We start from the raw sequence: 24,711 nt of genomic DNA, 5'->3' as shown, positions 1-24,711 counted from the left end.
CCCCGTTGTGTCCGCGCGCCGTGAACTTCCTCTGCCGACACCACGCGACAGACGCATCAGAGGCGCATCTCGTTCAGTCCTCGGTGACCACCCGACGAACGGTCGTCGGCCTGGACGGACATGCCCGACGAAGTGCGCCACGTTATCGGCTGCAAATTGAATCGATCAATGCAGCCAAGGGAAGCATGTAACCGAGCTTATCGCCAGTCCCGGAGGATCCAGACGCCGGAAAACGCATGAAACTGTGTGCGCGGCTTTGCTGGTGCGGTGCGGCATTCAATAACGATATAGCTCATTAAGAACAATTCATTGGTGCGACATGACGCGCCTGCGTAGGCTCGCCTCGAAGTTGCTCCTTGCCACTTCGTTGCACAACGGGAGCAGCCAGCAACACTACGCCCTGTAACGTCAGTGAGGGCGTTGCGGATTAGCAAAATCGTGTTGGTCGAAACTGGGAGGATCATGTCAAATCGCAAACCTTCCACTTCAGTTCGCTCGCTCCGTCCTGGCATGCGACAAATGAGGGGAACCGAATGAGATCGCTCTCGAGCTTGGTACTTGCCTTTGTATTCCAGGCGCTGCCCGCACAGGCCAAGGAAGCGGTCCTCTTCGATGGGAACGAAGTCGCCTCCATCATTTATCAGGACCACCGGACGACCGAACTGGCGGGACAATTGTTGGCTCGCGATCTTCAGGCACTGACTGGTCGCAATGCGGTCGTGTCAAAGGATCTAGCCGCCTGCGCGAAACTTTGCGTCGTCATCGGGCGCTACGACTCACCTCTTGTCGAAGGGATCGCACGAGACGCCGGCGTCAGCATGGCAGCCCTGCAGGAACAATGGGAGCGGTACGAGCGTGTGCTGATTCCCTCCCGTAGCAAGCGCGGCCAGAATTATCTCCTCATCGCGGGCTCCGACGTTCGCGGTGTCGTGTGGGGCGTGATCGACCTTACGCGCGAAATGGGTGTATCGCCCTGGGAATGGTGGGCCGACGTCACGCCGCGCCGCATGAAGCGCCTGGCGATCGCTGGGGAGCGCCGACGATCGGAAACTCCCTCCGTTCAGTATCGCGGCATCTTCCTCAACGACGAGGATTGGGGATTGCAGCCGTGGGCCGCCAAGACCTACGAGCCGGAGGTCGGCGACATCGGCCCCAAGACGTACGCCCGGATCTTCGAGCTGATGTGGCGGCTGAAGGCCAACACGATCTGGCCGGCGATGCACGATTCCACCAAGCCCTTCTACCAAGTCCCAGGCAATGCCGAATCAGCACGCGATTACAGCATTGTCGTTGGCACCTCCCATGCCGAACCGATGATGCGCAACAACGTACGCGAATGGGATGACGAACGGCACGGCGAGTTCAACTATTTCACCAATCGCGAAGCGCTGATCGACTACTGGCGCGAGCGCGCCGAGGAAGTGAAGGGGTTCGAGAATCTGTACACCATCGGCCTGCGCGGGAAGCACGACTCAGGGATGCAGGGCGCGAACAGCCCCGACCAAGCGCGCGGAGCGATGGAGGATGCGATCGCGATCCAACGCGACCTGCTCGCGGCCGCACAGCGACGCTCCGCTGATCAGGTGCCGCAGGTAGTCACGCTTTACAAGGAAGTGCTGGATATCTATTCGACCGGGCTCAAGGTGCCCAGTGACGTAACCCTGGTCTGGCCGGACGACAACTACGGCTACATCCATCAACTATCCAACCCGGAAGAGCAGAAGCGTAGTGGCGGATCGGGCATCTATTACCACCTCTCCTATTGGGGCCGTCCGCACGATTATCTGTGGCTCGGCACCACACATCCGGGGCTCGTCCGGGAACAGCTCGAGCGTGCCTGGAACACCGACGCACGCAAGATCTGGATCTTCAATGTCGGCGATATCAAGCCGGTGGAATATCTGGCGGAATATGCACTCGAGCTGGCATTCGATCACAACGCGCTAGTCCAGAATCCACGTGATCATTTGCGTCGCTGGGCATCACAGCAGTTCAGCAAGACGTCCGCCGAAGAGATTGCCGACATCATGACGGAGTACTACGACCTCGCATTCGAGCGCCGCCCCGAGTTCATGGGCTTTGGCCAGGTCGAACCGATCCAGCCCAACCGGATCAGCGATTTCGTGCGGACTGGCGGCGACGAAGCGGAACGCCGGCTTGATCGATACGCGGCCATCGTCCGGCGTGCCGAGGAGCTGGCAGCCTCGATGCCGGCTGACCGAGCGGAGGCCTTCTTCCAGCTCGTGCTCTATCCGGTGCGAGGTGCCGCTAGCTTGAATGAGCGCATCCTCAAACTCGATCTTGCCGCAACCCACGCGAAGGCAGGCCGCGCGCCCTTCAATCCCGACAACAGCTGGGACATCGCGGCAAACCGGTTAAGCGGGGCGCCCCGGGCGGATTCCAACGCCCTGGTCACCCAGGCGAAGGCCGCGCACCAGCGAATCATCGCCGATACCGCCGCCTACAACGCTCAAGGCAACGGCAAGTGGAACGGCATCATGGACATGGCGCCCCGACGCCTGCCCGTTTTCCAGGAGCCGATCTATCCGACCTGGGCGTTACCGTCGCTGGCGGCGTGCGGGATCGACGCGACAAACCTTAGCTTCGTTTCCGGCCGCCAAGCGACGCGCAGCTTCACCCTGTATTCGGCGGGGCAACCGATGCGCTGGTCCTATGTCGGACAACGCGGAGTGACCCCGTCGATCACGAGCGGCAACCTCGATGCCGGGAACGGATTCTCGCAGCGAATAACACTTGTTTACCATGGCGCCGATGCGTTGGACGGTGGCCGCATCCAGTGCGGTAATCAGACACTCGAAATGGACGCCCGGCTCATAAAAGTCGCAGCAGGGTCACCGCCGGCCATCAATCGCATCATCTCGATTCCCGCAACGGCCGCGCGCAGCGAAGCCTGGGAAGTTGTCCCCAGGCTCGGCTCACAAGGCAACGCACTGCGAGCGAGGCTCGACCTTCCGACCGTCGAGAAACCGAACGTAGCCGAGCCCCTCACTTACCTTTTCGCCACTGATGCACAGGGCGATGCGGAACTGCGCGTGGTGGGCGTTCCTGTACACCCGCTCACGTCCGGGAACCGCTTACGCCTCGCGATTCGCATCGACGGCGGGCCGCTTCAGGTGCTTGATTTTCAAACCTTCGGGCGCAGTGACGAATGGAGGCAGAATGTCCTGACCAATACGGCAACCCGCACGGTTCCGCTGAAGCGGCTGCCCGCTGGCTCTCACCGGCTGGAGGTTTATCCGCTCGACCCCGGATTCATTCTCGATCGAATCGATGTTCGTCTTGACGGCGCTCCGGATTATTACGGAGTGTGCTGTCAAGCCGCCTCGCACTGATCGCCGATTGGAGAAGGAGCGTTCTTGTTGTTCGAGAGGCGGCTGACTTCTAGCCGTGATAACAGACCTTAATCCCAGGCGTCATTCGACGCTCGCTTCGGACATCGGCCGTCTGTTAGCAACAAGCCGGTAGCGAGTCAAAGACGTCTACTGAACCTACCTCGCCACGCAACGCTGGCGAGGTAGGCCTACGCCATGGCCATAGAGCTACCAACGCACCCGCACACCGAGGTTGGCTTCACGCTGTTCGTAATCGGTGCCATCGAGTTGCTTGCCGACCGATAGCACGCCGAACAGGCTGATGCGTTGGCTCAATGTCGCTTCCAGTCCGATTTCCAGCGTTGCGGATGTGCCCAGTTGATGGTTGGGGAAGGCTTGCGTATCGCCCGTATCGCCCGTGTCGCCAGGCGCCATCAGGCTTACGCTGGTCTCGTTCTGTCCGGTGATTTTTTGCACCCCGAGTGTGGCCCAAGGCCGGATAACGGCACCGTTGTCACGAGTTATTTCCTTCTCGATGCGCAACGCGGTACGAGCCGTGGTCACCAGGTCGTCGTCGAATCCGATTTCCTTGCCGGCTTGGTCGATCTTGCTGCCCCAACCCACTGCACTGACCGTCAGCTGCGCCTGCGGCTCGAGCGTCCAGTTACTTTGAAGGCGATAACGATGTCCGACGCGCGAGCTGAAGGTCAGGCTATTGCCGGGGATGTGTTCGCTGAAGCCGTCCGACGTGCGAATGTCGGCACGCGGCAGGTGTCCAGTGAGTACGAAGTTGAGGTAACCACCGGTGTCCCAGGTGTGGCTCATGTACATGCCGGCGACCAGGGTATCGATCTGCACATGTGCAGCGCCCGTGCCGGGTAGATCGGTGGAATTGACGCCGGTGGTCCAATAGTTGCCGTGCCGGTAGCCCAGGTAGACGCCGCCGCGCAGCGTCCGCCCCGAGCGGTCGAAGGCGCTATCGACGCCCACGTACAGGCCTACATCGTCGCCGGAGACTTCGAAGCCAGGATTCGCTCCCAACTCGGTTTCGCTTCCGATAGCCGCCACCCAGACGCCGCGGCAGTCGTCGATGACTTCGGTACCGGCGCGTTGCACCGGCCATTCGGGTGTGACGCCGCACTGGGGCGACTCGCTACCGCGGACGCCCGCCAACCGCTGATGGATCAGGTTGTCGCTGTTCTGCGCGGCCAACAAGCCCAGACTCGGCAGGACACCATACGCGGGAACTTCAGGCAGCACGCCGGCTTCGGCATTCAAGTACCAGTTGTTGTCCGCTTGTTGCCCAAAGCTCCACGGATAGATGCTGCCTTCCAAACGGATGACGTCCTGGGCGGCCACAAAACCGCCGGCGGTGGCGGGGTTGTCGTTCGGGCTGGAGATCACCAGGATCGATGCCTCACCGCCTTGCGTGAAGTCGCTGCCATCACTCGCAAACGCGACGCGCGTCGTACCGGCAACATCGCCATTGATGTCCAGTCCACCAGCACCCAAGTTGTTTGGCGATACCGTCAGTTGCAGCGAACCATCACTGCCGGTGTAGTTGCCGCTGATGGCCAGCCGGTTCATCCCAACGTCGATCGAGCCGGCGTTTTCCACACTGCCGCCGATCGCGGCTCCAATGCCTGCCAACAGCCGCGAAGTGCCATCAATCGCCAGTACACCGCCGTCCAGATCAAGTTCATCGGCCAGGTTCAGCGCACTGTTGTTCAACAGCTCCACTCGTTCCCAGCTCGTCAGTGTCGGCAGGGTTTCGCTTTCCAGTTCGAGTCCGCTGAAGCTGAGTAGATCGCTACCCTCCCCGCCGTTCAACGAAGTGACACCACTCGGGTTGCCGCCGATGAAAGCCACCGTATCGTTGCCAGCGCCGAAGGCGAATGCGCCACGCACGGTGCCCCGCGAGGTGAAGCTGTCGTCGCCATCGGTACCTGCGTAGCTGCCCTGCACATCGAGTGTCGCACCGGTGGCGACCGTAGTGGTCTGAGCCACGATGCTGCCGCCAGCGGTCACGTTCAACGTACCGCCCAGCACATTGACGGTAGTGAAATCCGAACTGGCCGGACCGTTGACGTTCAGTACACCGCCGCTGGTTTTGCTCAACGTTTCGAAGTCCTGCACCGCACCCAGGTTGGCGACGGTTGCGATATCGGCGTTGAACGTGTCGTTGCCATCGCCTGCCACCACCGTGCCGATGATGATGGTGTTGTCGTGAATGGTCAGCGTGTCATCGCCATTGCCCAGGACGAATGTTCCGCCGACGGTATTCAGTGTGCCGGCCACATCCAACACATCGTTACCGTCGCCGAGGTCGCCAGTGGCCAGCAGGCTACCGCCCTCGCCCACCGTCACCGCGTTTGTGCCGGCACTGCCGGTAATCGCCAGGGCTGTACCGCCGGTGGCATCCAGCCTGCCATCGACATTGAGCACCGTGTTGTCGGCGAGCGCCATGGTCGGCGTCTGCAACTGTCCGGCCACGGTCAAGGTGCCACCGTTGACGGTGGTGCCACCGGTGAAGCTCTGGGTTCCGACGAGGGTCGTTTCGCCTGCGTTGTCCTTCTGCAGGTACTCGAAGTTAATGGTGTTGGTTGCGTCGAAGGTGAAGGCCGCAGCCATATCGAGTACAACCGTGTCGCCGCTGCCATGGCTTCCGCCGCTGATGACGTTGGTCAGCACCGCACCGTCTTGCAACGTCAACACGTCTTCGCCACCGCACAGGTCAATCGTGCCCGCGCCTGATACGGTGCCGGCCACGGTCATCGTGTCGTTGCTGTCGCCGCAGCCGTAGGTGCCGTCCACGCGCAAGGTTGCGCCACTGGCGATCACCGTGTTGAGCGCACTGCCTGCGATCGCAGCCACGTTGCCAGCGGGGCCGATGTTCAGCGTACCGTCCAGCACACTGACTTCCTGCAAGTTAGTTGTGCCCGCGCCGGTGATATTGAGCACACCGGTACCGGTCTTGGTGACGCCCTCGAAGTTGACCAGCGTGCCGACGTCGGCGGTGAGATTGATGTCGTAGATGCGCGTATCCAGGCCGGCGCCGCCATCAACGGTACCCAGCACCACGGTGCCGTCATGAACGACGAAAGTGTCGTCGCCATCGCCCAATGCGAAATCGCCGGCCAGCGTGTCGAGCGTGCCGAATACATCCAGCACATCCTCGCCGCCGCCCAGGTCGCCGGTCACCCGTGCCGTGCCGTTGATGGTCACGGTATTGATGCCGCCACTGCCGGTGATGACCGCAGCCGTCGCTGCGCCGGCGTCCAGCGTGCCGTCGACGGTCAGCGTTGTGTCGTCGCTCATCGCCACGGCAGGTGTGGCCAGCGTACCGCCGATCACCAACTCGCCGCCGGCCAGCACAGTGCCGCCGCTGTAGCTCTGCACTCCCGTCAGTGTTGCGGTGCCGGTATTGGTCTTGGCCAGGAACTCGAAGTTGGTGATCGTGCCTGCGCCGAACGTCAGGTCCGCAGCGTTGTTGAGCACCACGGTGTCCCCGCCGCTGTGGGCGCCGCCGTCCAGAGTCCCCGCAAAGCCACTCAGGTCTGCCCCGTCGTTGAGTGTCAGCACGTCGTCGCCATTGTCGAAGAAGATCGTGCCGGTGCCGCTGATCGTGCCAGCCACCGTCATGGTGTCGTCGCCCGACGAGCCGCTGTAATCGCCATCGACATCCAGAGTGGCGCCGCCCGCCACCGTCGTCGTGACCACGCCACTGATGCTGCCGGCGACGCCTACGTCCAGCGTGCCACCATCGACATTGACCGTGGTGAAGTCCGACAGCGCCGGACCGGCGACGATCAGCGTGCCGGTGTTGGACTTGGTCAGTGTTTCAAAGTTGGTAACGCCGCCCAGCGTAGCGGTGCCGGCGATACCGGCGATGTCGGCGGTCAGGGTGTCGGTACCGGCACCACCGTCGATGGCGTTGGCCAATCCGGTCAGATCGGCGCCGTCCTGCAGGATGAGATTATCGTCGCCATCGAGCATGTCGATGGTGCCCGAACCACTGACGTTCCCGGCTACGGTGAAAGTATCCGCGCCGGGTGTAAACAGCATCGAACCATCCGTGACCAAGCTGGCGCCGTTCGCTACGGTCGCGTTCTGCACACCGTCCAAGCTGCCGGCCACACCGATGTCCAGCGTACCGCCCAGCACTTGCACCTCCTGCACGGCGGTGATGCCAGGACCGGTGACGTTGAGCACACCGGTCCCCGTCTTGGTGACGCCCTCGAAGTTCACCAGCGCGCCCAGGTCGGCCGTGGTGTTGATGTTGTAGACGCGGGTATCCAAGCCGCCGCCGCCATCGATGGTGCCGATGACCACGGTGCCGTCGTGCACCACAAAGGCGTCATCGCCATCGCCCAGTGCGAATACGCCGCCGCCAGTGTCGAATGTGCCAGCCACGTCCAGCGTGTCGCTACCGGCACCCAGATCGCCCACCGCAATCAGCGTGCCGCCGGTGCCCACGCTCACGGTGTTGGCGCCGACGTCGCCGGTGACAGTGGCCGCTGTGCCGCCAGCGGCTTGCAGTGTGCCATCCACGTTGAGCGTGGTGCCGCCGGCCAGATCGACCGTCGGGGTTTCCAGCGTGCCGTCTACGTCCAGCGTGCCGCCGGTGATCGTTGTGCCGGCGGTGAAGCTCTGGCTGCCGGTCAGCGTGGCGGTACCGGTGTTGTTCTTTTGCAGCAGTTCGAAAGCAACGGTGTTGCCCGCATCGAAGGTCAGTGCGCTAGCGCTGTCGAGCACCAGCGTATCGTTGGTTCCCAAGCCACCACTGATGGCGTTGGCCAGCACCGCGCCATCCTGCAGAGTCAACGTGTCATCGCCGCCGCACAAGTCGATGGTGCCGGTACCCGACACCGTGCCTGCCACGGTCATGGTGTCATTGCCGGCGCCACAGCCGTAGCTGCCGTCCACGTTCAAGGTGGCCCCGCTCGCCACATGGGTGGCCAGCGTATTGCCGAGCGCGGGAACGACGCTGCCGGCCGCGGTTACGTTCAAAGTTCCTACGGCGACCGTCACTGCGGTGAAGTCCGAACTCAACGGCCCATTGATGTTCAGTACGCCCACGCCCGTCTTGCTGAGGGTTTCGAAACCCTGCACTGCGCCCAGGTCGGCGACCGTATCGATATGAGTGTCGAAGGTGTCGTTGCCTGCGCCCGCCGACACGGTGCCGACGATATTGGTGTTCTCGTGGATGGTCAGCGTGTCGTCGCCATCGCCCAGCGCGAATACGCCGGCGCCGGTATTAAGCGTGCCCGCTACGTCCAGCACATCGTTACCGGTACCCAGGTCGCCGTTCGCCAACAGTGTGCCGCCCGCGCCCACGGCGACCATGTTCGCGCCCGCGCTGCCGGTGATCGCGGCTGTGGCGCCAGCGGCGCCATTGACCAAGCCGTCCACGATCAGCGCGGCGCCATCGCCCAGCGCAATGGTCGGCGTTTCCAGAGCACCATTGACGTCCAGCACACCCGCCGCAATGGTGGTTCCGCCGCTGAAACCCTGGCTGCCAGTCATGGTGGCGGTGCCGCTGTTCTGCTTGAGCAGCGTCTCGAAACCGATAGTCTGACCGCCGTCGAAGACCATCGCCGACGTGTTGTCCAAAATCAGTTGATCATTGGTGCCGGTGCCGGCGTCCACGCCACCGTCACCGCTTTCAATGAACGATCCATCCTGCAGAGTCAGCACATCATCGCCAGCGCCCAGCCCCAAGGTGCCGGCGCCGGTGCTAAGCAATCCCGCCAGGATCACAGCATCGCTGCCATCGCCCAGATCGCCGTCCGCACGCAGCGTGCCGGTGATGCCGACCGTGATGGTGTTGGTGCCGGCGCTGCCGGTAACGGTCGCAGGCGTGCTGCCGGCATCTTCAACGGTGCCGTCCACGTTCAACGTGGTGCCGTCGGCCATGACCAAGGTTGGCGTCTCCAGGCTGCCATCCACGTCCAGCAGGCCGCCGTTGAGGTTCGTACCCAGGGCGAAGTCGTGGTCGCCGGTCAGCGTCAGTGGGCCGGTGTTCTGCTTGGTCAGGATATCGAAGGTATCGATATTGCCGCCGTCCAGGGTGTAACCCAGCGCGGTGTTGACCACCAGGGTATCGGTGCCGCTGCCGCCGGACGTATCCACGCCGTCGCCGAGGATCTGCGCGCCGTCGTTGAGCACCAGTGTGTCGTCGCCATCGCCCAATTGCAGGGCTCCGGCGCCGGAATTCAAGGTGCCGGTGAGGTCCACGGTGTCGTTGCCGCCACCCAGATTACCGCTGGCTAACAGACTGCCGCCCGCGCCCACGGTGATGGTTTGTTCGCCAGCATCGCCGGTGAGCACGGTTTGCGTGCCGCCCGACGCCTGCACCGTGCCATTCACGCTCAGTGCGGAAGTGCCAGTCATAGCGACTGTTGGCGTTGCCAGGGCGCCGTTCACCTGCAGCGTACCCGCGCCGATCGTGGTGGCGCCAATGCTGTTGCCGGCCGACGTCAGCACGCTGGTGCCGGTGCCGATCTGCGCCAGCGTACCTGGGCCGCTCAAGGTGCCGCTGAAGGTGAAGGTGTCGCTGCGGTTGAGCGATAGCGTGGAGGTCGGCGAATCCACGATCACGTTGCCGACACCCGCGTTGCCGGTGGTGCCGCCATTGCCGATCACCAGGTTGCCGTCGTTGATGACGGTATTGCCCGAGTACGTGTTGTTGCCGGTCAGCACCCAGGTGCCGCTGTCGTTCTTGGCCAATGTCGTGGCGCCGGTGCCGTTGTCGCCGATGGCGCCGCCCATGATGTTGTTAGCGGTGTTGGTGCCGCCCAAGGCGATGGTACGCGCGGTGTTGGTGCCGGTCAGGGTCACCGCCCCGGTGTTGGTGAACTGCAGCGCACCGGTGCCGGAGGACTCGATGAAGGTGACGCCGGTGGCCAGGGTGAACTGGCGGTTGGTGGTGTCGCCGGCGCCGGTGTAGCGCAGCGTGGAACCGTTGCCGATCACCAGATTTGCGGCGGCACTGGACGATGCGCCGATGCTGCTAGCCAAGCCGCCGTCCGCCAGTTGGTCGACGCTGAGCACGCCGCCGCTGATGGTGGTGACGCCGGTATAGGTGCTGTTGTCATTGCTCAGGCGCCACAGACCGCTGCCGGTCTTGGTCAGCGACGTGACGCCGGCACCGTTGTTGTCCAATTGCGCGGCAAAGAGGTTGTCACCGGTGTTGGTGCCGGTCAGCGTGAACGTGCGCGCGGTATTGGCGCCCGCCAAGGTCACCGGCGCGGTGGAGGCGAACTCGATGATGCCGCTGGGACGCATCGAGCGTGCCGCCATTGGTGCCAAGCGTGAACTGGCGGTCGGTACTGCCGCCCGCTCCCGCATAACGCAGGGTGCCGCCGTTGAGCACCAGATTGGCCGGACCGGCGGCGGACGCGCCGATCGAACTATTGACGCCGCCGTTCTCCAGGCAGTTGACCGCCAGCACGCCGGCGTTGATCGTCGTGGTGCCGCTATAGCTGCTGTTGCAGCCGGATAGAAACTGGCCGCCGGCCCCGTTCTTGATCAGGTTGCCCGCACCGTTGATCGCACCTGCGTACGTCTGACTCAAGCCATCCCTGATCGTCAATGTGCCCGTGCCCAACGCTATGTTGCCGCCCGCGGTGCCACCACCGATAAGAGCGCCTGCATTGGCGTTGAAGTTATTCAGGTCCACCAATGCGCCGGCAGTATTGGCCATGACGAAGGCGTTGGTGGTGCCGAAGGCGGTGTTCGAACCTGCACGCAGCGTGCCGCCTCTGACTTGGGTGTTGTTGGTGTAGGTGTTGTTGCCTGACAGCACCAACGTGCCGGCGTTGTCCTTATACAACTCGCCTCCGCCGATGACCTGGCCACTGAAGCCGAGCGTGGTGCCGTTGACCACATCGATAACGCCATAGCCCGCAAGATTGAAGCCGCGATCGATGCTGACTGTGCCGCCTGTGTAGTTCAAATTGCCGTTGGTGAAGGTCAGATTGGTCGACGCATTGCTGGACGCACCAATGCCGCTGGCCGCGCCGCCGTCGGCCAGGCAGTTGACGCTCAGGGTGGCACCCTGCAAGTTGGTGACGCCGGTGTAGGTGTTGTTGCAGCCGTTGAAGGTCTGGATGCCGCCATTGGTGCGCCAGACGCCGCCAGTGCCGCTGATCACGCCGGAATAGTTGCCGCCGCCGCCTCCGATCTGCAGCGTGGCCGAGCCCAGGGTGACGTTGCCGCCGTTGGCGCCGCCGCCGTTGAGAGGGCCGATGAAGTTATTGAAATTGTTCAAATCCAGCGTGACACCGGCGGTATTTGCCAGGGTCATGACGTTATTGGTATTGGGCTGGCCGAACGCCTGGGTCGAGCCGGCGCGTAGGGTGCCGCCATTGACGGTGTTGCCACCGATGTAGGTGTTGGTGCCGGAGAGCACCAGGGTGCCGTCCCCTTGCTTGGTCAACGAAGTCAGAGCGTTGCCTGCGGCCGGGTCGCGGATGGCCGTGCCGCTGATGGTCAAGGTGGTGCCTGCGTTGCTGACGTCGATGGTTCCGTTGTTGACGCCTAGTGAAAAACCGCGATTGATGCTTGTGGTGGCGCCGGTGTACTGCAGGCCGCCACCATTGAGCAGCAGATTGGCGGAAGCACTGCTGGATTGGCCAATGCCGCTGATCTGCCCACCATTCGCCAGGGTGTCTACAGACAACAGGCCGCCCGTAACAATAGTGCTGCCCACGTAGTCGTTGGCAGCATTGGCCAGGGTCAGCGTGCCGGGGCCGCTCTTGGTGAACGTGGCATCGTCTGGGCTGGTGACCAGACCGGTGAAAGTGAGATTGGTACCCGCATTGGTGACCGCGACACCGCTGCCCAGGATGCCGCCGGATTTGGCGATGGTGAAACCGCGGTCGCTGGCCGTGGTGGCGCCGGTGTATTGCAGGGTGCTGCCCTCCAGCACCAGGTTGGACGAATCCGCGGAGGACGCGCCGATGCCGCTGGCCACGCCCCCGTTGCCGATGTTGCCCACCGACAGCGTGCCTTGCGCCACGGTAGTGCCGCCGGTGTAACTGTTGCCGGCATTGGTCAGGGTGACCAACCCAGTGCCGGCCTTGACGAAGCCCATGCCGGGGCCGTTGTCGACGATCTGCGAGGCAATGGTGAAATTGCCGGTGCTGTTTTGCTGGATGCCCAGATCGCCGCCATTGGTACCGGTCAGCATGCCGCCGGTGATCACCTGGTTGGTGTTCAGAACGGACGGCGCCACGATGATGGTGCCGTCCACGCCCAAAGTCTGGCCCGGATTCACCGTTACGGTGGTGGACACCGGCTGGGTATAGCGCAAACCACCCAATTGAACGCTGCCGCTCACCGTGCCGAAGAAACCAGTGGCATCGGTGATGAACTCGTTGTTGAGCCAGTTCGCCGCGTTGTCCTTGTTGGTGTAATCGGCAGCGGTGAATGCAGCGATATTGCCGCCCACCACCTTGGCGTAGTCGGTGCCGTTGACGGTGGCCCAACCGCCCAGCACGGTGCTGGTGGTGGTGATGTTGCCGCTGGTCGGCAGGTTGAAGTTCATCAATCCGCCAGTGCGGGTGATGGTCCCCAGGTTCACTGTCGTGCTGCCGCCGCTGCCGGAAGTGGCGCCAATGATGTTGTTGCCGGCGCTGACGTTCAGGCCATTGAAGGTCTGGGTATTGGTTTCCCCCGCCGCACCGATCACGTTGAGGGTGCCGCCGCTCAGGTTGAGCGTGGAGGCGCTGGCGATAATGTTGCTGGCCGGACCGCCGGCGGGGCTGAAATTCAAGTTGAGCGTGCCGCCGCCAATGGTGGTGGCACCGGTATAGGTGTTGGCGCCCGTCAGGGTCTGGGTGCTGGCGCCCAGCTTGGTCAGGCCGCCGCTGCCGGTGATGCTGCCGGCGTAGCTTGCCGTGGTGCCGGTCGGCGCTTCCAGGGTCAGCGTGGCGCTGCCCAGATCCACGGTGCCTCCGGTACCGGACAAGGTGGCGAAAGTCCGGTCGAAACCATTCATATCCAGGGTGCCGCCATTGACCTGGGCGACGGTGGACGCGCCGAATGCACTGGAGGTGCCCGCGCGCAGCACGCCGCTATCGACAATGGTGTTGCCGGTATAGGTGTTGGCGCCGGTAAGCACCCAGGTAGCGTCGCCGCCGCTGCGCAGGTTGCCAGCGCCATCGATGACGCCGATGATGACATTGTCGGCGCCGGTGAAGCTGCCGCCGAGAGTGGCGATACCGGCTAGATTCATCGCGCCACTCAGCGTCAAAGCGCCGCTGCCATTGTTGGCCAGTGTGCCGCCGTGGTGCTGCCAATCGCGATTGCTACTGGCGGCAGCGCCGGTATAGCTCAGGGTGCCGCCGGCGCTGATGTTGATGATGGTGCCGGCGCCCAGCGAACTGGCGACGCCACTATTGGCGATGGTGCCGGCTACCACCTGCCCCGCGCCCCTGACCACACCGCGGCCGGTGAAGGTGTTGGCGTCACCAAGGCGGACGGTTCGGCCGGCATCGGCAACGAACCAAGCATCGCGAGCGTTGTTGCTGCTGATCACGCCCAGCAGCTCCATGTCGGCGTTGATCGCCTGGAACTGGGCGCGATTCCCGGAACCTCCACCCAGCGCGATATTGCCCGTTAGCGTCAGGGTGCCCGTACCTCGGTTGCGGAGGTACACCGCCTCACCACTCGGACCAGCAGGGGCGTTCATCTGCCAGTAGCGATTGGAGGTATCGCCATCGCCCACGTAATCAAGAATGGCGTTGGTCTGGTTGGGAGCACCGATCGTAATCGTGCCGTTCGCGACGGTGGTGGGTGCCCCCAGAGAGCTGGCGATGCCCAAATTGGCGATGGAGGTGAAGGTGGAACCGGATCCACTATTGAACGTGGTGACGCCCGTGTAGTTGTTGAGGTCGTTGCTGACTGCGACGCCAAAGAAAGCGGCACTGCCGCTGCCAGTAAGGAAGCCACTGCCCACTCCAGTGCCGTAGAGCTGGACATTTCCGGTGAGCGAAACCGTGCGCCCTGCCAGGCCGCCGCCCGTCGAGCCGACATCCAGCCGGGTGCCATTGGCCATATTGACGATATTGGCGAGGTTACCGAAAGCGGCGTTGCCGTTGACGTCAAGGCGGCCGCCGTTGACGTTGATGTTGCCGGTAAAGGTATTGGTCCCGGTCAGGAACAGCCAGCCGGTTCCGGCCTTGGTGAGGCCCGCGTTGCCGGCGATGGCCGAGTTAATGGTGGTGATCACGCCGGGACCGGTAGTGATGGTCGGTGCGACGCCGCCCAAGGTCAGCGTGCTGCCGTTGAGCACATAGCCGTTGGTGAGGAAGCTCATGTTGTGCACAGTGAGCGGCGCACCCAACGTCACCGTGCCGGCGGTACCGCCGAAGAAAGCGTCATCCAGCGCGGCGTTGCTCCAGGCGCTGTAAGGGCCGCTGACACCGTCATTATTAGGGCTCCAGAAGACGTTGGTCGTATTCCAGGTGCCGGTACCACCGAGACCGACGGCTGTGCCGTTGGCGTCCCACCAGCGATCCGCGGCCGACGCCGGAAGGCATGCCGTCATCAGCGCCATAAGGGTGCCCAGGCGCAGCGGCCAAGGCTGCGTCGGCAGCGAATCTTCGAGCGCGTCTTGAACCTGCGCCATGTTGGCTGTGATGACCCGTCGATCGACGATCCGGCCGTTCTTGCCACCCGGGGTGGCCAACTCCGAAGCAACCACCCAAGCGCGCAAAGCCTTGGACCAGAGGATGCGGAAAATGCGGTTCATGATCTTGCTCCTGATGACATCCGTGTAGCGGACGCGACAATCGATGACCGGCACAACGCCGGCGGGAACTTGCGTACTGATCAACAGCGATTGCGCAGCCGAGGCCGCGCATTACTTCAATTCAGACAAAAACGGTATTGGGCGCAGACGCGCACGCAGAGACGGCCCCGGGCAATGGGCCACCCCTTGCGAGAGAGGTAAACAAGTCGTTTAGGCATCGCCCGCACGGGGCGTATAACGAAGCGTAGCTACAAGATAGCGAGCGAGCGCTGTGTTGGCGTAAGCGGAAACCTTCCCCTGTACAGCTTTCATCACCATACCCCCTAGAACGGTCGATGCAGCGCGTCTCCTTCTACACCGATCCGATTGAACATTCAAATCCGGCGCGCCGTCACGATTGAATGCTAGAAGGAACAAGCCGCTGCCGATATTGGGAAAAGTCTGAGAGTCCCGGCCATGTGGTTCGATACGACCGTAGTCTCTCTGTCCGCCCTGCTTGCTTTACGCCACAGAATCGAGCTCATCGACAGCGGCATACGCCGCAGCGCAATCAAGGACCTGGACCAAGCGGTCGCGCGCGTAGCGAAACTGGTGCATGAAATCGCTTGGACCTGTCGCCGCGCAGGTGCGCGCGCACTCGATCGCGGACACCACCTGGGAGATAAGTTCTTCGGCCATGCTCTCTTCGCCGATCTGCCGGCAGCCGATCGATATGCGATGCGCCAACCGCAAGACCACGAACCACTGCCCGCGGGCGGCGGCCTGTTCCATTGCTTGGATGTCCTTGCTGACCGACAGGTGAAAGACCCGCAGGATCGCCCTGATCTTACGGTCATCACCCTCCAGCAATGTCGCAAGAACGGGATACGGCGAAGTTTGTTCGCCCATTTTCATACTTGTGCCCATGACCTTCTCATGACTTGAGAATTGCAGGCGCACTGCGCGTCCTACTTGAATCATCGTAGGGTCAAGCATGAGGTAACGATATTGGGAAAAGTCCTAGTGCGTACCCGACGCTTTCCCTTCCCCACTGTCAGTGTGTGTTTTTCCCTTCTCCCCTCGGGAGAAGGGAAAGCACGATCTCTCAGAGCAAGTTCAATCAGCCAACAAGTAATCCAGGCCATGATTCGCCAAATACGGACCAATCTCCGTGTTGGCCCGCAGCCCCAGCTTGCGCAGCGCGTTGTACTTGTGCGTCGTAACGGTCTTGTAGCTGCGCTCGCTATCGATCGCCAGGGCCTGCAGATTATTTCCCTTTGCGATCGCTATGAGAATGCTTTGTTCGGCTGCCGTCAGGCGCCTCCAAGGGTGGTTTCGCGCTGCCAGAAGATCGATGGAGGGATCCATGAAATTTCCGCCGGCTACAACCACGCGCATCGCCTCCATGGCCGAGAACGGCCCACTGTTCTTGGAGACGTAGGCCGAAGCGCCCAGGTCGAGCGAGGCCAACGCCAAGCACGGATGCACATGGCCTGTGTACACGATGACGCGCAGGTCCGGACAAGCGCTCATTACCGCTTTCAGAAGCGGAATGCTCGTTGGCGAACCGGGCATCTGCAGGTCGAGAACAAGATAGTCATAGCGCGCCTGCCCCACTTTATGCAGGAGACCGGGGCCATCGATGATCGCCTCGATGTGGACATCGTCCGGAAACGCTGTCTTCAGCATCTCGGTGAGCGCGATGGCAATGATGGGGTGGTCGTCGGCAATCAGAACTTTCATCAGCACGTTCTCCGTTTGTGCGCGTTATTGCCTGGTGGAAGGTCTGAACAGCTCATTTCTTGCCCGTCATTCCCGCGAAGGCGGGAATGACGGGCAAAAAAAACGCGCTTGTTCAGAGCCTCCCTAAATCTGTTCTTCTCCTTGGATGCCGGGAAAACGTCCCTGCTGCCGGGTCATAGCACTCCATCGAAAGAGGGTTCTGCCTCTAGGCGAGCCCTGACGTGCACCAGCACTTGTTGAAGCTCGGGTCGCGCAGCTGCGAACTCGCCGTCGAACTCGGCATCGCTTTTCGCTTTCGCTTCGAGGTTATCCAGAGCGATCGCCGCGGATTCTTCGCCCAACTGCCGGCATCCTGATTTCAGTTTGTGCGCCAGGTCTCGCACGCGTCTCCAGTCGCCAGCGGCATACGCCGCATCCAGCAGTTCGCAATCGGCGCGAGTCGAACGCTCGAACACGCCAAGCACGTGGCGAAGCTTTTGCTCGTTGTTTCCAAGGATATCCGCGAGTTCGCGGAAGCGAACCATCGTTCCCTCAGCCGCGTGCTCGGTCACGATCAGGTCGGAAACGGCAGGCGATGGCAGGAATTCGTCCATGATCCGCTTCAGGTCGCGAATCTGTAATGGTTTGGCCAGGTAGCCGTCCATGCCCAGGGCAAAGCACCGTTCGCCCTCCCCCTGGAGCGCGTTGGCGGTAATCGCGATGATCGGCAAACTGGGAGCACCGCTGCTTTGCTCGTGGGCGCGGATTCGTCGGGTGAGTTCATATCCGTCCAGCCGTGGCATGTGGCAATCCGTCAACAGCAAGCCATAGCGGCTTTGGCTTTGATGGAGCATCGTCCAAGCGCGTGCGCCGTCTTCTGCCACATCGCAGGCATACCCCAGCCGGGCCAACTGCCGGCATATCACGTCGCGGTTGGTGGCGTTGTCTTCCGCCAGCAGGATCAGCCGACCGGCCGCTTCCTCTTGTTCCCTGGAGAGCACTGCGGCAAGCCCATTCATCTCATCTGCCGCGATAGCCGGCACCGGCGCGCTAATCCGCCCCAACGCCACCGCGATGGCAGGGATCAGATTGGCGCGAGTCAACGGGTTGCCATTGACCAGCGTCGCATTGGAGATCAACTGCGCATGCAGGGATTCCGAAGAACGCACGACGACGAACGGCACGTCGCACAGCGCCCGGATTTCGTCGAAACAACGACGCAGACCGGCGCATTCGGAGATCGTCCAGTCCCGGTCCAGCAAGACAAGATCGAACGAACGCTCCGACGTGCCCGCTTGCGCACGCATCAGAAGTTTTTCGGCCGAGTCGAAGAACTCGACATTGACGCCGAACTGCCGCAGAAGATCGGTGAGAATCCGTTGCCGCAACTTCCGCGCCACCAGCGCCAGCACGCGAACGCCGGTGATCGAGTAGCCCCAGTCGTATTCGCTGGCGGCCACCGTCTTGAAGGGAATCACCACACTGAAGCGACTGCCATGTAGCAGTTGGCTTTCGCACTCCACCCAACCGCCCATGAGCTCGGCCAGATGCTTGACGATGCTCAGCCCTAGTCCAGTACCGCCGAAGCGGCGCGTCGTCGCTGCATCGGCTTGCTGGAACGGCTGGAACAAGTTCTTTAGCGTGTCCTCATCCATGCCGATCCCGCTATCGGCGATTTCGAAGCGTACGTGGATCGGGGCTCCATGCTCCGCGTTCGCGCCTCCCCGCTCCATCGATACGGTAACCACCACGCCGCCGCGGTCGGTGAACTTGATGGCGTTGCCGATGAGATTGGTCAGTATCTGGCGCAACCGAACCCTGTCCCCGATGACGCGGCGTGGCACCTCGGGGGAAATATCGATATCCAGATCGATACCGCGCTGCGTCGCATGAGTGCCGAGCGATTCGCCTACGCTCTCCGCCAGGCGACGCAATGACAGCTGCGTATGCTCCAGTTCAAGCTTGCCGGCCTCTATCTTCGAGAAATCCAGGATGTCGTTGATGACGGTCAGCAGTGCGAACGCCGAGTCCTTGCAGGTCCTGAGCATCTGGTGCTGCTCGGCGCTCAGCGAAGTTTCGAGCAGCAACTCGATCATGCCGACCACGCCGTTCATTGGCGTCCTGATCTCGTGGCTCATCATCGCCAGGAAGCGGGCCTTCGCCTCCATCGCCAACTGCGCCTCAAGAGCCGTTTTGCGCAGGTCCGCCTTGAGGTTCTCCTCGTCGGTGATGTCCCGGGCAATGCCGGTAATCCGTCTATTTGCGTTGGCGTCCGAAGCATCACGCGGCTCGATCGTGGCGTGTATCTCAACCCAACGCATCCGACCGTCCGGGAGCCTGATCCGGTACTTGTCCGTGTAGTACCCGCCGCGCTCAGCGGCGTCCCGCACCTGATCCAGGACTCGCCCCCGATCATCGGGGTGCAAAGCTTCGAAGAAATCCCTGCGAGTCACCGGCTCGTCAGCGCTGCGACCGAAGATGCGGCGGACGTTGACGTCCCAGTCGACCGGGTCCTCAAGCCCTGGGTCATCCGTACTGTCGGCTTCGCTGACGTCGCGGTACTCGGAGCCCCACACTCCCAGCCGCCCACTGCGTAACGCCAACTCCAGAGCGGCGCGAGCCTGCTCCAGGTCGCTGGTGGCCTGCTGCGCCTCGCGCACCTTGTGGCGCAGGTTGGCTTTAAGTGTTTCCTCATCGGTAACGTCGTGAACGATGCCCGTCATCGAGTACACGTCCTCGGCGGTATCGGGGTCGACCCGCATCGTAGGCGCCGCGGCGTACACGGCGATCACGCGTACCTGGCCGTCGGGAAGGATGATCCTGTACTGGTCGGCGTACTCGCCGCCGCCTGAGTGCGCAAGGCCAGCCAACACCCGTTCCCGGTCTTCCGGATGCAGAGCTTCGAAGTAGTGCCGCCGTGTGACGGGTTCGTCCGGTCCGCGGCCGAAGATACGGCGTGTGTTGACGTCCCAGTCGACTGGTTGCTCGAGCCCTAATTGGCCGGGGCTGTCCCGGTCGGCAGTATCGGCGCCGCGAACTTCGGAATGCCAGACGCCGAGACGCCCGCTACGCAGCGCCAACTCCAGATCCGCACGCGACTGCACCAATGCGGCCAATGCGCGCTCGGACTCATGTTTAGCCTGGCTAAGTTCGAGCGCCTCGCGTTTGCGCTGGGTGATGTCGCGATTGACGCCAATCAGATAAGTCGGTTTGCCCGGCATGCTATGCCGGATGGCCGAACCTTCGACCCAGGACCAACCGCCCTCTTTGGTCGGAACTCGAAAGTCGTAATCGACAGCTACGCCCTCCTTTAGCGCACGCCGAACCGCATCCCTGAAAGGGCCGATATCCTCCGGATGGATATGCACCGCCAGTTCCGCGGCCTTGTACGGCCCCTCGCCAAGACCAAACAGCTGGCGCTCAAAAGTATCGAGATCCAACTCGTCGCTCCTCGCGTCCCAGGCCCAGGTCCCCATTTGTGCAGCGCGCATTGCGATATCCAGGCGCGCTTTACTGACATCAAGCTGTTGGCGAAGCTCTGTTTCATCCGCAGCGTTCATTGACACCCCCAAGCAGAGTTTACAGTCCGAGAAACGGTGCCTTGCGCACTAAACAGAGCGGACACTCCTATTCGCCGGATGATCTTCAAGAGACAGGCGTGCATTCCTGTCAGCCAACACGGCAGGCTTCTGGGCGACCGTAGGGAAATATCGTTATGGAACTTCGCCGGAGTCGGGATCGTTCGCGCCCGGCGAACAGACTGGCGGGGCAATACGCTTGGCTCTGCAACGGCGAACCATAAAGGTACGCCCTCCAATGCGCGGCGAGAGCAGCCTTTTTCCTCTACCCAGGTATGTCCCCTATCCAAGCCTCTGCGCCTCCATAAGACGAACGATTGCCTGGCTGATTCAATGTCACTCCACTTGTCGCTGTTTGTCAACGCGAAACGCCTGCTCTAAAGTCGCCCCGGGACCTTCCTCGGGACTGCGCCAACTGTGCCTAACCACCCATTCTCTGGCTTGCGTGCATTGGTAGTCGATGACGACCCCTTGATGACGGAACTGATTGCGATGCTTCTGCGCGATTGCGGATTCGCGCAGATCGACATTGCCGATGGTGGACAGGCAGCCCTTGAGCATCTTTCCAGGCGCACTGTCCACCTGCTCATATGCGACCTCAACATGCCGGGCATGGACGGTATTCAACTGATGAGCCAGATCGCGGCATTCGAGCAACGCCCGGCGATCATTCTGGTCAGCGGCGAACACTCGCGCATTCTGGACTCCAGCCGTCAGTTCGTCGAAGCCAAGCAACTCATTTTGCTTGGGGTGCTACGCAAACCGGTTGCGCGCGAGCCGTTGATATCCCTGCTCAACCTTTATCGGCCCGATACCGCGCTTCCTCGCGCTGACTCGGTGCATGCTCACTTGGACGCTCCCTATTTGAGCGGGGGTATCGAGAATGGCGCGGCGCGCTTGCTCTACCAACCGAAGATGGATTTGCGTTCCGGTCGAATGGTAGGCGTGGAAGCATTGCTGCATTGGACCGATCCAACGTCCGGCATCGTGCCTTCTGCCCGTGTGGTCGATGCGGCGGAGCAATGCGGTTTGATCGACGAGTTGACTTTGGCGGTGCTGGCCCAAGCCGCGCATGACCGGAAAATTGCTGCGCACAGGGGGATCTTTCTCGACTTCGCCATCAACGTATCGCTGAAGAACCTGCACCACGCGGACATCGTGGAACGAATGTTGGATGCAGTGGCGACCGGTCTGGGCGAACCTTCAGACTTCACGCTGGAGATAACGGAAACACACCTGGTCGATGACCTGGCGAAGATTCTCGAACCCCTGCTTCGCCTACGCTTGTTCGGTTTCAAGATATCTCTGGACGATTACGGTACTGGCGCATCCAGTATGCAACTGCTTTCGCAGTTGCCCAGCACCGAACTGAAGATCGACCGGAGCTTCGTAACTGCCGCGCCCAAGAGCGTGCAAGGACGGGCCTTCATGCAATCCGCCGTTGAGCTGGCGCTCCAGATGGGCCAATCCATCGTGGCCGAAGGCATAGAGACCGAAGAGCAGCGCACATTGGCCCTGGAGCTTGGGTGCCAGATTGGACAAGGTTATCTTTTTTCCCGGCCAATTCCCTTTGAAGAACTGATGGCAATGGCGGGAGGAATGTCTCAGGTTGAGAACCGCACTTAGGGAAGGCCTGAATAATTCGGCTTTTGCTCGTCATGACCAGCCATTCGGCTGTTGAAAAGCGCTTCCCGCGAAGGCGGGAACCCAGTGCCTTTGCTTTCAATGGTTTAAGTCGCTGGATCCCCGCCTTCGCGGGGACGACGACAATTATTCAGAGGTTCCTTAGTTAAGCCGGCCGGTCATCCAGAAGAAGAGTTAAACATCCCACGACTCGACAACCACTTCTGGCCTGTGGTGCAGATTGGAAATTACGTGCCGTCGCTCGCCATCCAATAGTCCAGCTCCCACCAGAAAATGAACTTCCCGGATTGGATCCAGCCGATTCTCTCCACATCCCGCTCGCGTCTTTCGTTGTCTGTCTCGCCTTTGATAGGCGACTCCAGGCATTGGGGAACGTCCTCGATGCCGACGTTGTACTCGGCATCGAAAAAAGCATTGATCAAGATCGCTTCTTCCGTAACACGGAGTTCGCGCATCCAGTCGACAACTTTTCTCTCGACCTCGCTCCGCGTTCCGGGCTCGTACAGCCAATAAACTCCCGTACCATTCCGCACCATCTCCGGCTTCCGCCACGTCTCTCGCTCGCGCGAAACAAGATGACCGTCGGAATCGAACACGTAGGCAATCATTTCCGAGAACATCAGACCCAGAATTAGCTGTCCTCCATCCGGTGTGCGCCCCACATGGAATGGCCGGCCCGGCGCGGGACCAATCGTATAGCGGCGATGCTTCATACTTTTCTTCATCACTTCTGGCTCTCCCGTGCCTTGGATGCCAGAACTTGCGTCGTGCAGAGCCCGGCCCGGCGGAATGCCGTGCCTACAGCGCAAAGCTTAAAGACGCTTCGGAATGCACACTATTGGGAAAAATCTTAGCCAATGCCCCTTTGCGCGATCGGCATTGTCCCGAAGGGCAGCTAAGCGTGCCCTTCGGGACAATGCCAAGCGCCAATTTGCAAAACTAGACTTCGCACTCCGTAGGCGTTATTACAGGGGCGGGTTGAACCACGCAGCCGTTTCTCTTCTGGGAGCTTGTGCCAACACCTCGGACAACAGATGACCGACCTGTGCGCCAGATTCCGTTTCTGGCTAGATCGATCTGCTATCTAGGCATGTGTAGGACGCGGAAGCGAAATCTTCGGGGCGGACGATAAGTACATGGCTAGATGCCGGACGCCTCACGGTCGGCGACTGTGTTCTGTGGGGTGCGAAGCCGTAACCAATTGCAACTAAAGCCGTCCCTCCTTTCAAAGAGCAGGTGAGCATGGTTATTGGTGCGTTGATCCTGCTGGCGGCCGTATTTGCGACGGCTGGCGCCCATCATATTTTGATCTGGATGCGCCACTCGGCAGGGCGAGAGCATCTGTGGTTTGCCTTGACCTGCTTCAGCGCCGCTGGCGCGGCGGCTGCTCATGCGGTCGCACCCGACACCGTGTCTGCCAATGGTTTGTCAGCGGAGCTGCCCGGGCTACCGGCTTCGGTATTGGCCTGGCTTGTCGCGGTCGCTTGGTTCACCGCCGAATATGCCGGAGGCAATCACCCACGGCGCCGCGCTGCGCTGGCTGTCACTCTACTCTTGACGGTAGCGGCACTTGGAAATGCGCTCCCACTGTTTGTTGACATCAGCGTGATCGCCATAGCCAACGTATGCGCTGCGGCTGCCTTTGCGGCACTCATCCTTCTTCTTGGACTGGCGCTTGGTGGCGCGCGCCGGCTTTGGTTTTCTGCCGCTCGTTTCCGCGGCTCAGTCCTGGCAGTGGGCGTCGGCTTGGTGGTTGTCGCCGCCATGGTCCAACTGGTGGTCCCGCAGCTGGGAACGCTGGAAATGACGTCGCTGACGTTGAGCGCATTCCTCGTCACTGTCGGCATGATGATGTACGAACTTGCCGGAACAGTCGCCGATGGGCGAGCGGCGGCGAAGCGGCAGCAGCAGGAGCTCGCACACGCATCGCGACTTTCGATAGTCGGCGAACTGACCGCATCCATCGCTCATGAAATCAACCAGCCTTTGGGCGCCATTCTTAGCAACGTCGATGCCGGCGAGATTCTGCTGGATCGCGCCGATCCTCCTTTGGATGAAATCCGCCACATCCTGGCGGACGTACGTCGCGATGGCTTACGTGCGAGCGATGTCATTCGCCATGTCAGGACATTGGTGCGCAAGCGCGAGCTTGAGATGGAGAAGCTCGATGCCAACGCGATCGCGGCGGATGTCATCGCGTTGCTGGAGCCGGAGGCGCGCCGTCGGCGAATTCCCGTCGCGAGCGTCCTATCGCCACAGCATGCCTACGTGCGCGGAGATCGCGCGCATCTTGAGCAAGTGTTGATCAACCTGATGTTGAACGCGATGGATGCGGTAGAAGCAATGAGCGTTTCCCACAACGGAACCACGGCGCCCGCCCCTATCGTCATCGGTGTCTCCGGCACCTCCCATCGAGAAATCGAGATATGGATCAGCGACGCCGGTCCAGGTGTTCCCGCCGAACAGCTGAGTCATCTGTTCGACTCTTTCTATACCTCCAAACCGCACGGCATGGGACTTGGATTGTCGATCGCACGCTCCATTGTCGAGGCGCATGGCGGCCGAATCAGAGTGGAGAACAACCGCGATTCCGGCGCCACATTCAAGATAACGCTACCACCCTACGATGATGCCGACGGGTAGCTCACCCGCCTAGGTCGACGCCCGGAGAGGAGGCTACCATTCGTCGGACTGAGGT

The 24,711-nt window shown here is 61.7% G+C and carries 9 protein-coding genes; 3 read left to right on the top strand and 6 right to left on the bottom strand.

The window, feature by feature from the left end; translation table 11 throughout:
- Positions 1 to 533: 533 nt before the first annotated feature.
- Positions 534 to 3,353 (top strand): glycosyl hydrolase 115 family protein, encoded by a 2,820-nt coding sequence (locus AB6O04_RS14240; RefSeq protein WP_368564707.1) that lies wholly within the window; start codon positions 534 to 536, stop codon positions 3,351 to 3,353.
- A 207-nt stretch (positions 3,354 to 3,560) separates the two neighbouring features.
- On the opposite strand, the gene AB6O04_RS14235 is transcribed toward AB6O04_RS14240, so the two are convergent.
- The 5 genes from AB6O04_RS14235 to AB6O04_RS14215 all read right to left on the bottom strand — a co-directional run bounded on the left by AB6O04_RS14235 (position 3,561) and on the right by AB6O04_RS14215 (position 20,282).
- Entirely contained in the window at positions 3,561 to 10,619 is a 7,059-nt protein-coding gene (locus AB6O04_RS14235) for an autotransporter-associated beta strand repeat-containing protein (RefSeq protein WP_368564706.1), read from the bottom strand.
- Positions 10,516 to 15,090 carry an autotransporter-associated beta strand repeat-containing protein gene (locus tag AB6O04_RS14230; protein ID WP_368564705.1) on the bottom strand — a complete coding sequence of 1,525 codons (4,575 nt, stop codon included), beginning with the start codon at positions 15,088 to 15,090 and terminating at the stop codon, positions 10,516 to 10,518. The genes AB6O04_RS14235 and AB6O04_RS14230 overlap by 104 nt, the downstream gene beginning before the upstream one ends.
- Positions 15,091 to 15,591: 501 nt before the next feature.
- Positions 15,592 to 16,029, bottom strand: a complete 438-nt coding sequence (locus AB6O04_RS14225) for a hypothetical protein (RefSeq protein ID WP_368564704.1) — start codon at positions 16,027 to 16,029, stop codon at positions 15,592 to 15,594.
- A 156-nt stretch (positions 16,030 to 16,185) separates the two neighbouring features.
- On the bottom strand, positions 16,186 to 16,812 hold the full coding sequence (locus AB6O04_RS14220) for a response regulator (protein ID WP_368564703.1): 627 nt from the start codon (positions 16,810 to 16,812) through the stop codon (positions 16,186 to 16,188).
- Between the two features lie 173 nt (positions 16,813 to 16,985).
- Positions 16,986 to 20,282, bottom strand: a complete 3,297-nt coding sequence (locus tag AB6O04_RS14215; protein WP_368564702.1) for a PAS domain-containing protein — start codon at positions 20,280 to 20,282, stop codon at positions 16,986 to 16,988.
- Positions 20,283 to 20,786: 504 nt separating this feature from the next.
- Between AB6O04_RS14215 and AB6O04_RS14210 the strand changes: the two genes are divergently transcribed.
- A complete protein-coding gene (locus tag AB6O04_RS14210; protein WP_368564701.1) occupies positions 20,787 to 21,995 on the top strand; it encodes an EAL domain-containing protein in 1,209 nt (402 codons plus the stop codon).
- 245 nt (positions 21,996 to 22,240) lie between these two features.
- Here the strand turns inward: AB6O04_RS14210 and AB6O04_RS14205 are convergent, their stop codons facing one another.
- On the bottom strand, positions 22,241 to 22,738 hold the full coding sequence (locus AB6O04_RS14205; protein WP_368564700.1) for a hypothetical protein: 498 nt from the start codon (positions 22,736 to 22,738) through the stop codon (positions 22,241 to 22,243).
- A gap of 517 nt (positions 22,739 to 23,255) precedes the next feature.
- On the opposite strand from AB6O04_RS14205, the gene AB6O04_RS14200 reads away from it, so the two are divergent.
- Complete coding sequence (locus AB6O04_RS14200) at positions 23,256 to 24,656, top strand: sensor histidine kinase (RefSeq protein ID WP_368564699.1); 1,401 nt, start codon at positions 23,256 to 23,258, stop codon at positions 24,654 to 24,656.
- Positions 24,657 to 24,711: the final 55 nt, after the last annotated feature.

The organism is Pseudoxanthomonas sp. UTMC 1351 (genome assembly GCF_040948865.1).
In the GTDB taxonomy this organism is placed as follows: Bacteria; Pseudomonadota; Gammaproteobacteria; order Xanthomonadales; family Xanthomonadaceae; genus Pseudoxanthomonas_A.
This window is presented reverse-complemented; position numbering and strand designations above follow the sequence as displayed.

Bases quoted from the DNA above. Each gene is read 5' to 3' on its own strand.
- AB6O04_RS14215 (WP_368564702.1), bottom strand. From the start codon at position 20,282: ATGCGCGCTGCACAAATGGGGACCTGGGCCTGGGACGCGAGGAGCGAC.
- AB6O04_RS14220 (WP_368564703.1), bottom strand. From the start codon at position 16,812: ATGAAAGTTCTGATTGCCGACGACCACCCCATCATTGCCATCGCGCTC.
- AB6O04_RS14235 (WP_368564706.1), bottom strand. From the start codon at position 10,619: ATGCGTCCCAGCGGCATCATCGAGTTCGCCTCCACCGCGCCGGTGACC.
- AB6O04_RS14205 (WP_368564700.1), bottom strand. From the start codon at position 22,738: ATGAAGAAAAGTATGAAGCATCGCCGCTATACGATTGGTCCCGCGCCG.
- AB6O04_RS14230 (WP_368564705.1), bottom strand. From the start codon at position 15,090: ATGAACCGCATTTTCCGCATCCTCTGGTCCAAGGCTTTGCGCGCTTGG.
- AB6O04_RS14200 (WP_368564699.1), top strand. From the start codon at position 23,256: ATGGTTATTGGTGCGTTGATCCTGCTGGCGGCCGTATTTGCGACGGCT.
- AB6O04_RS14240 (WP_368564707.1), top strand. From the start codon at position 534: ATGAGATCGCTCTCGAGCTTGGTACTTGCCTTTGTATTCCAGGCGCTG.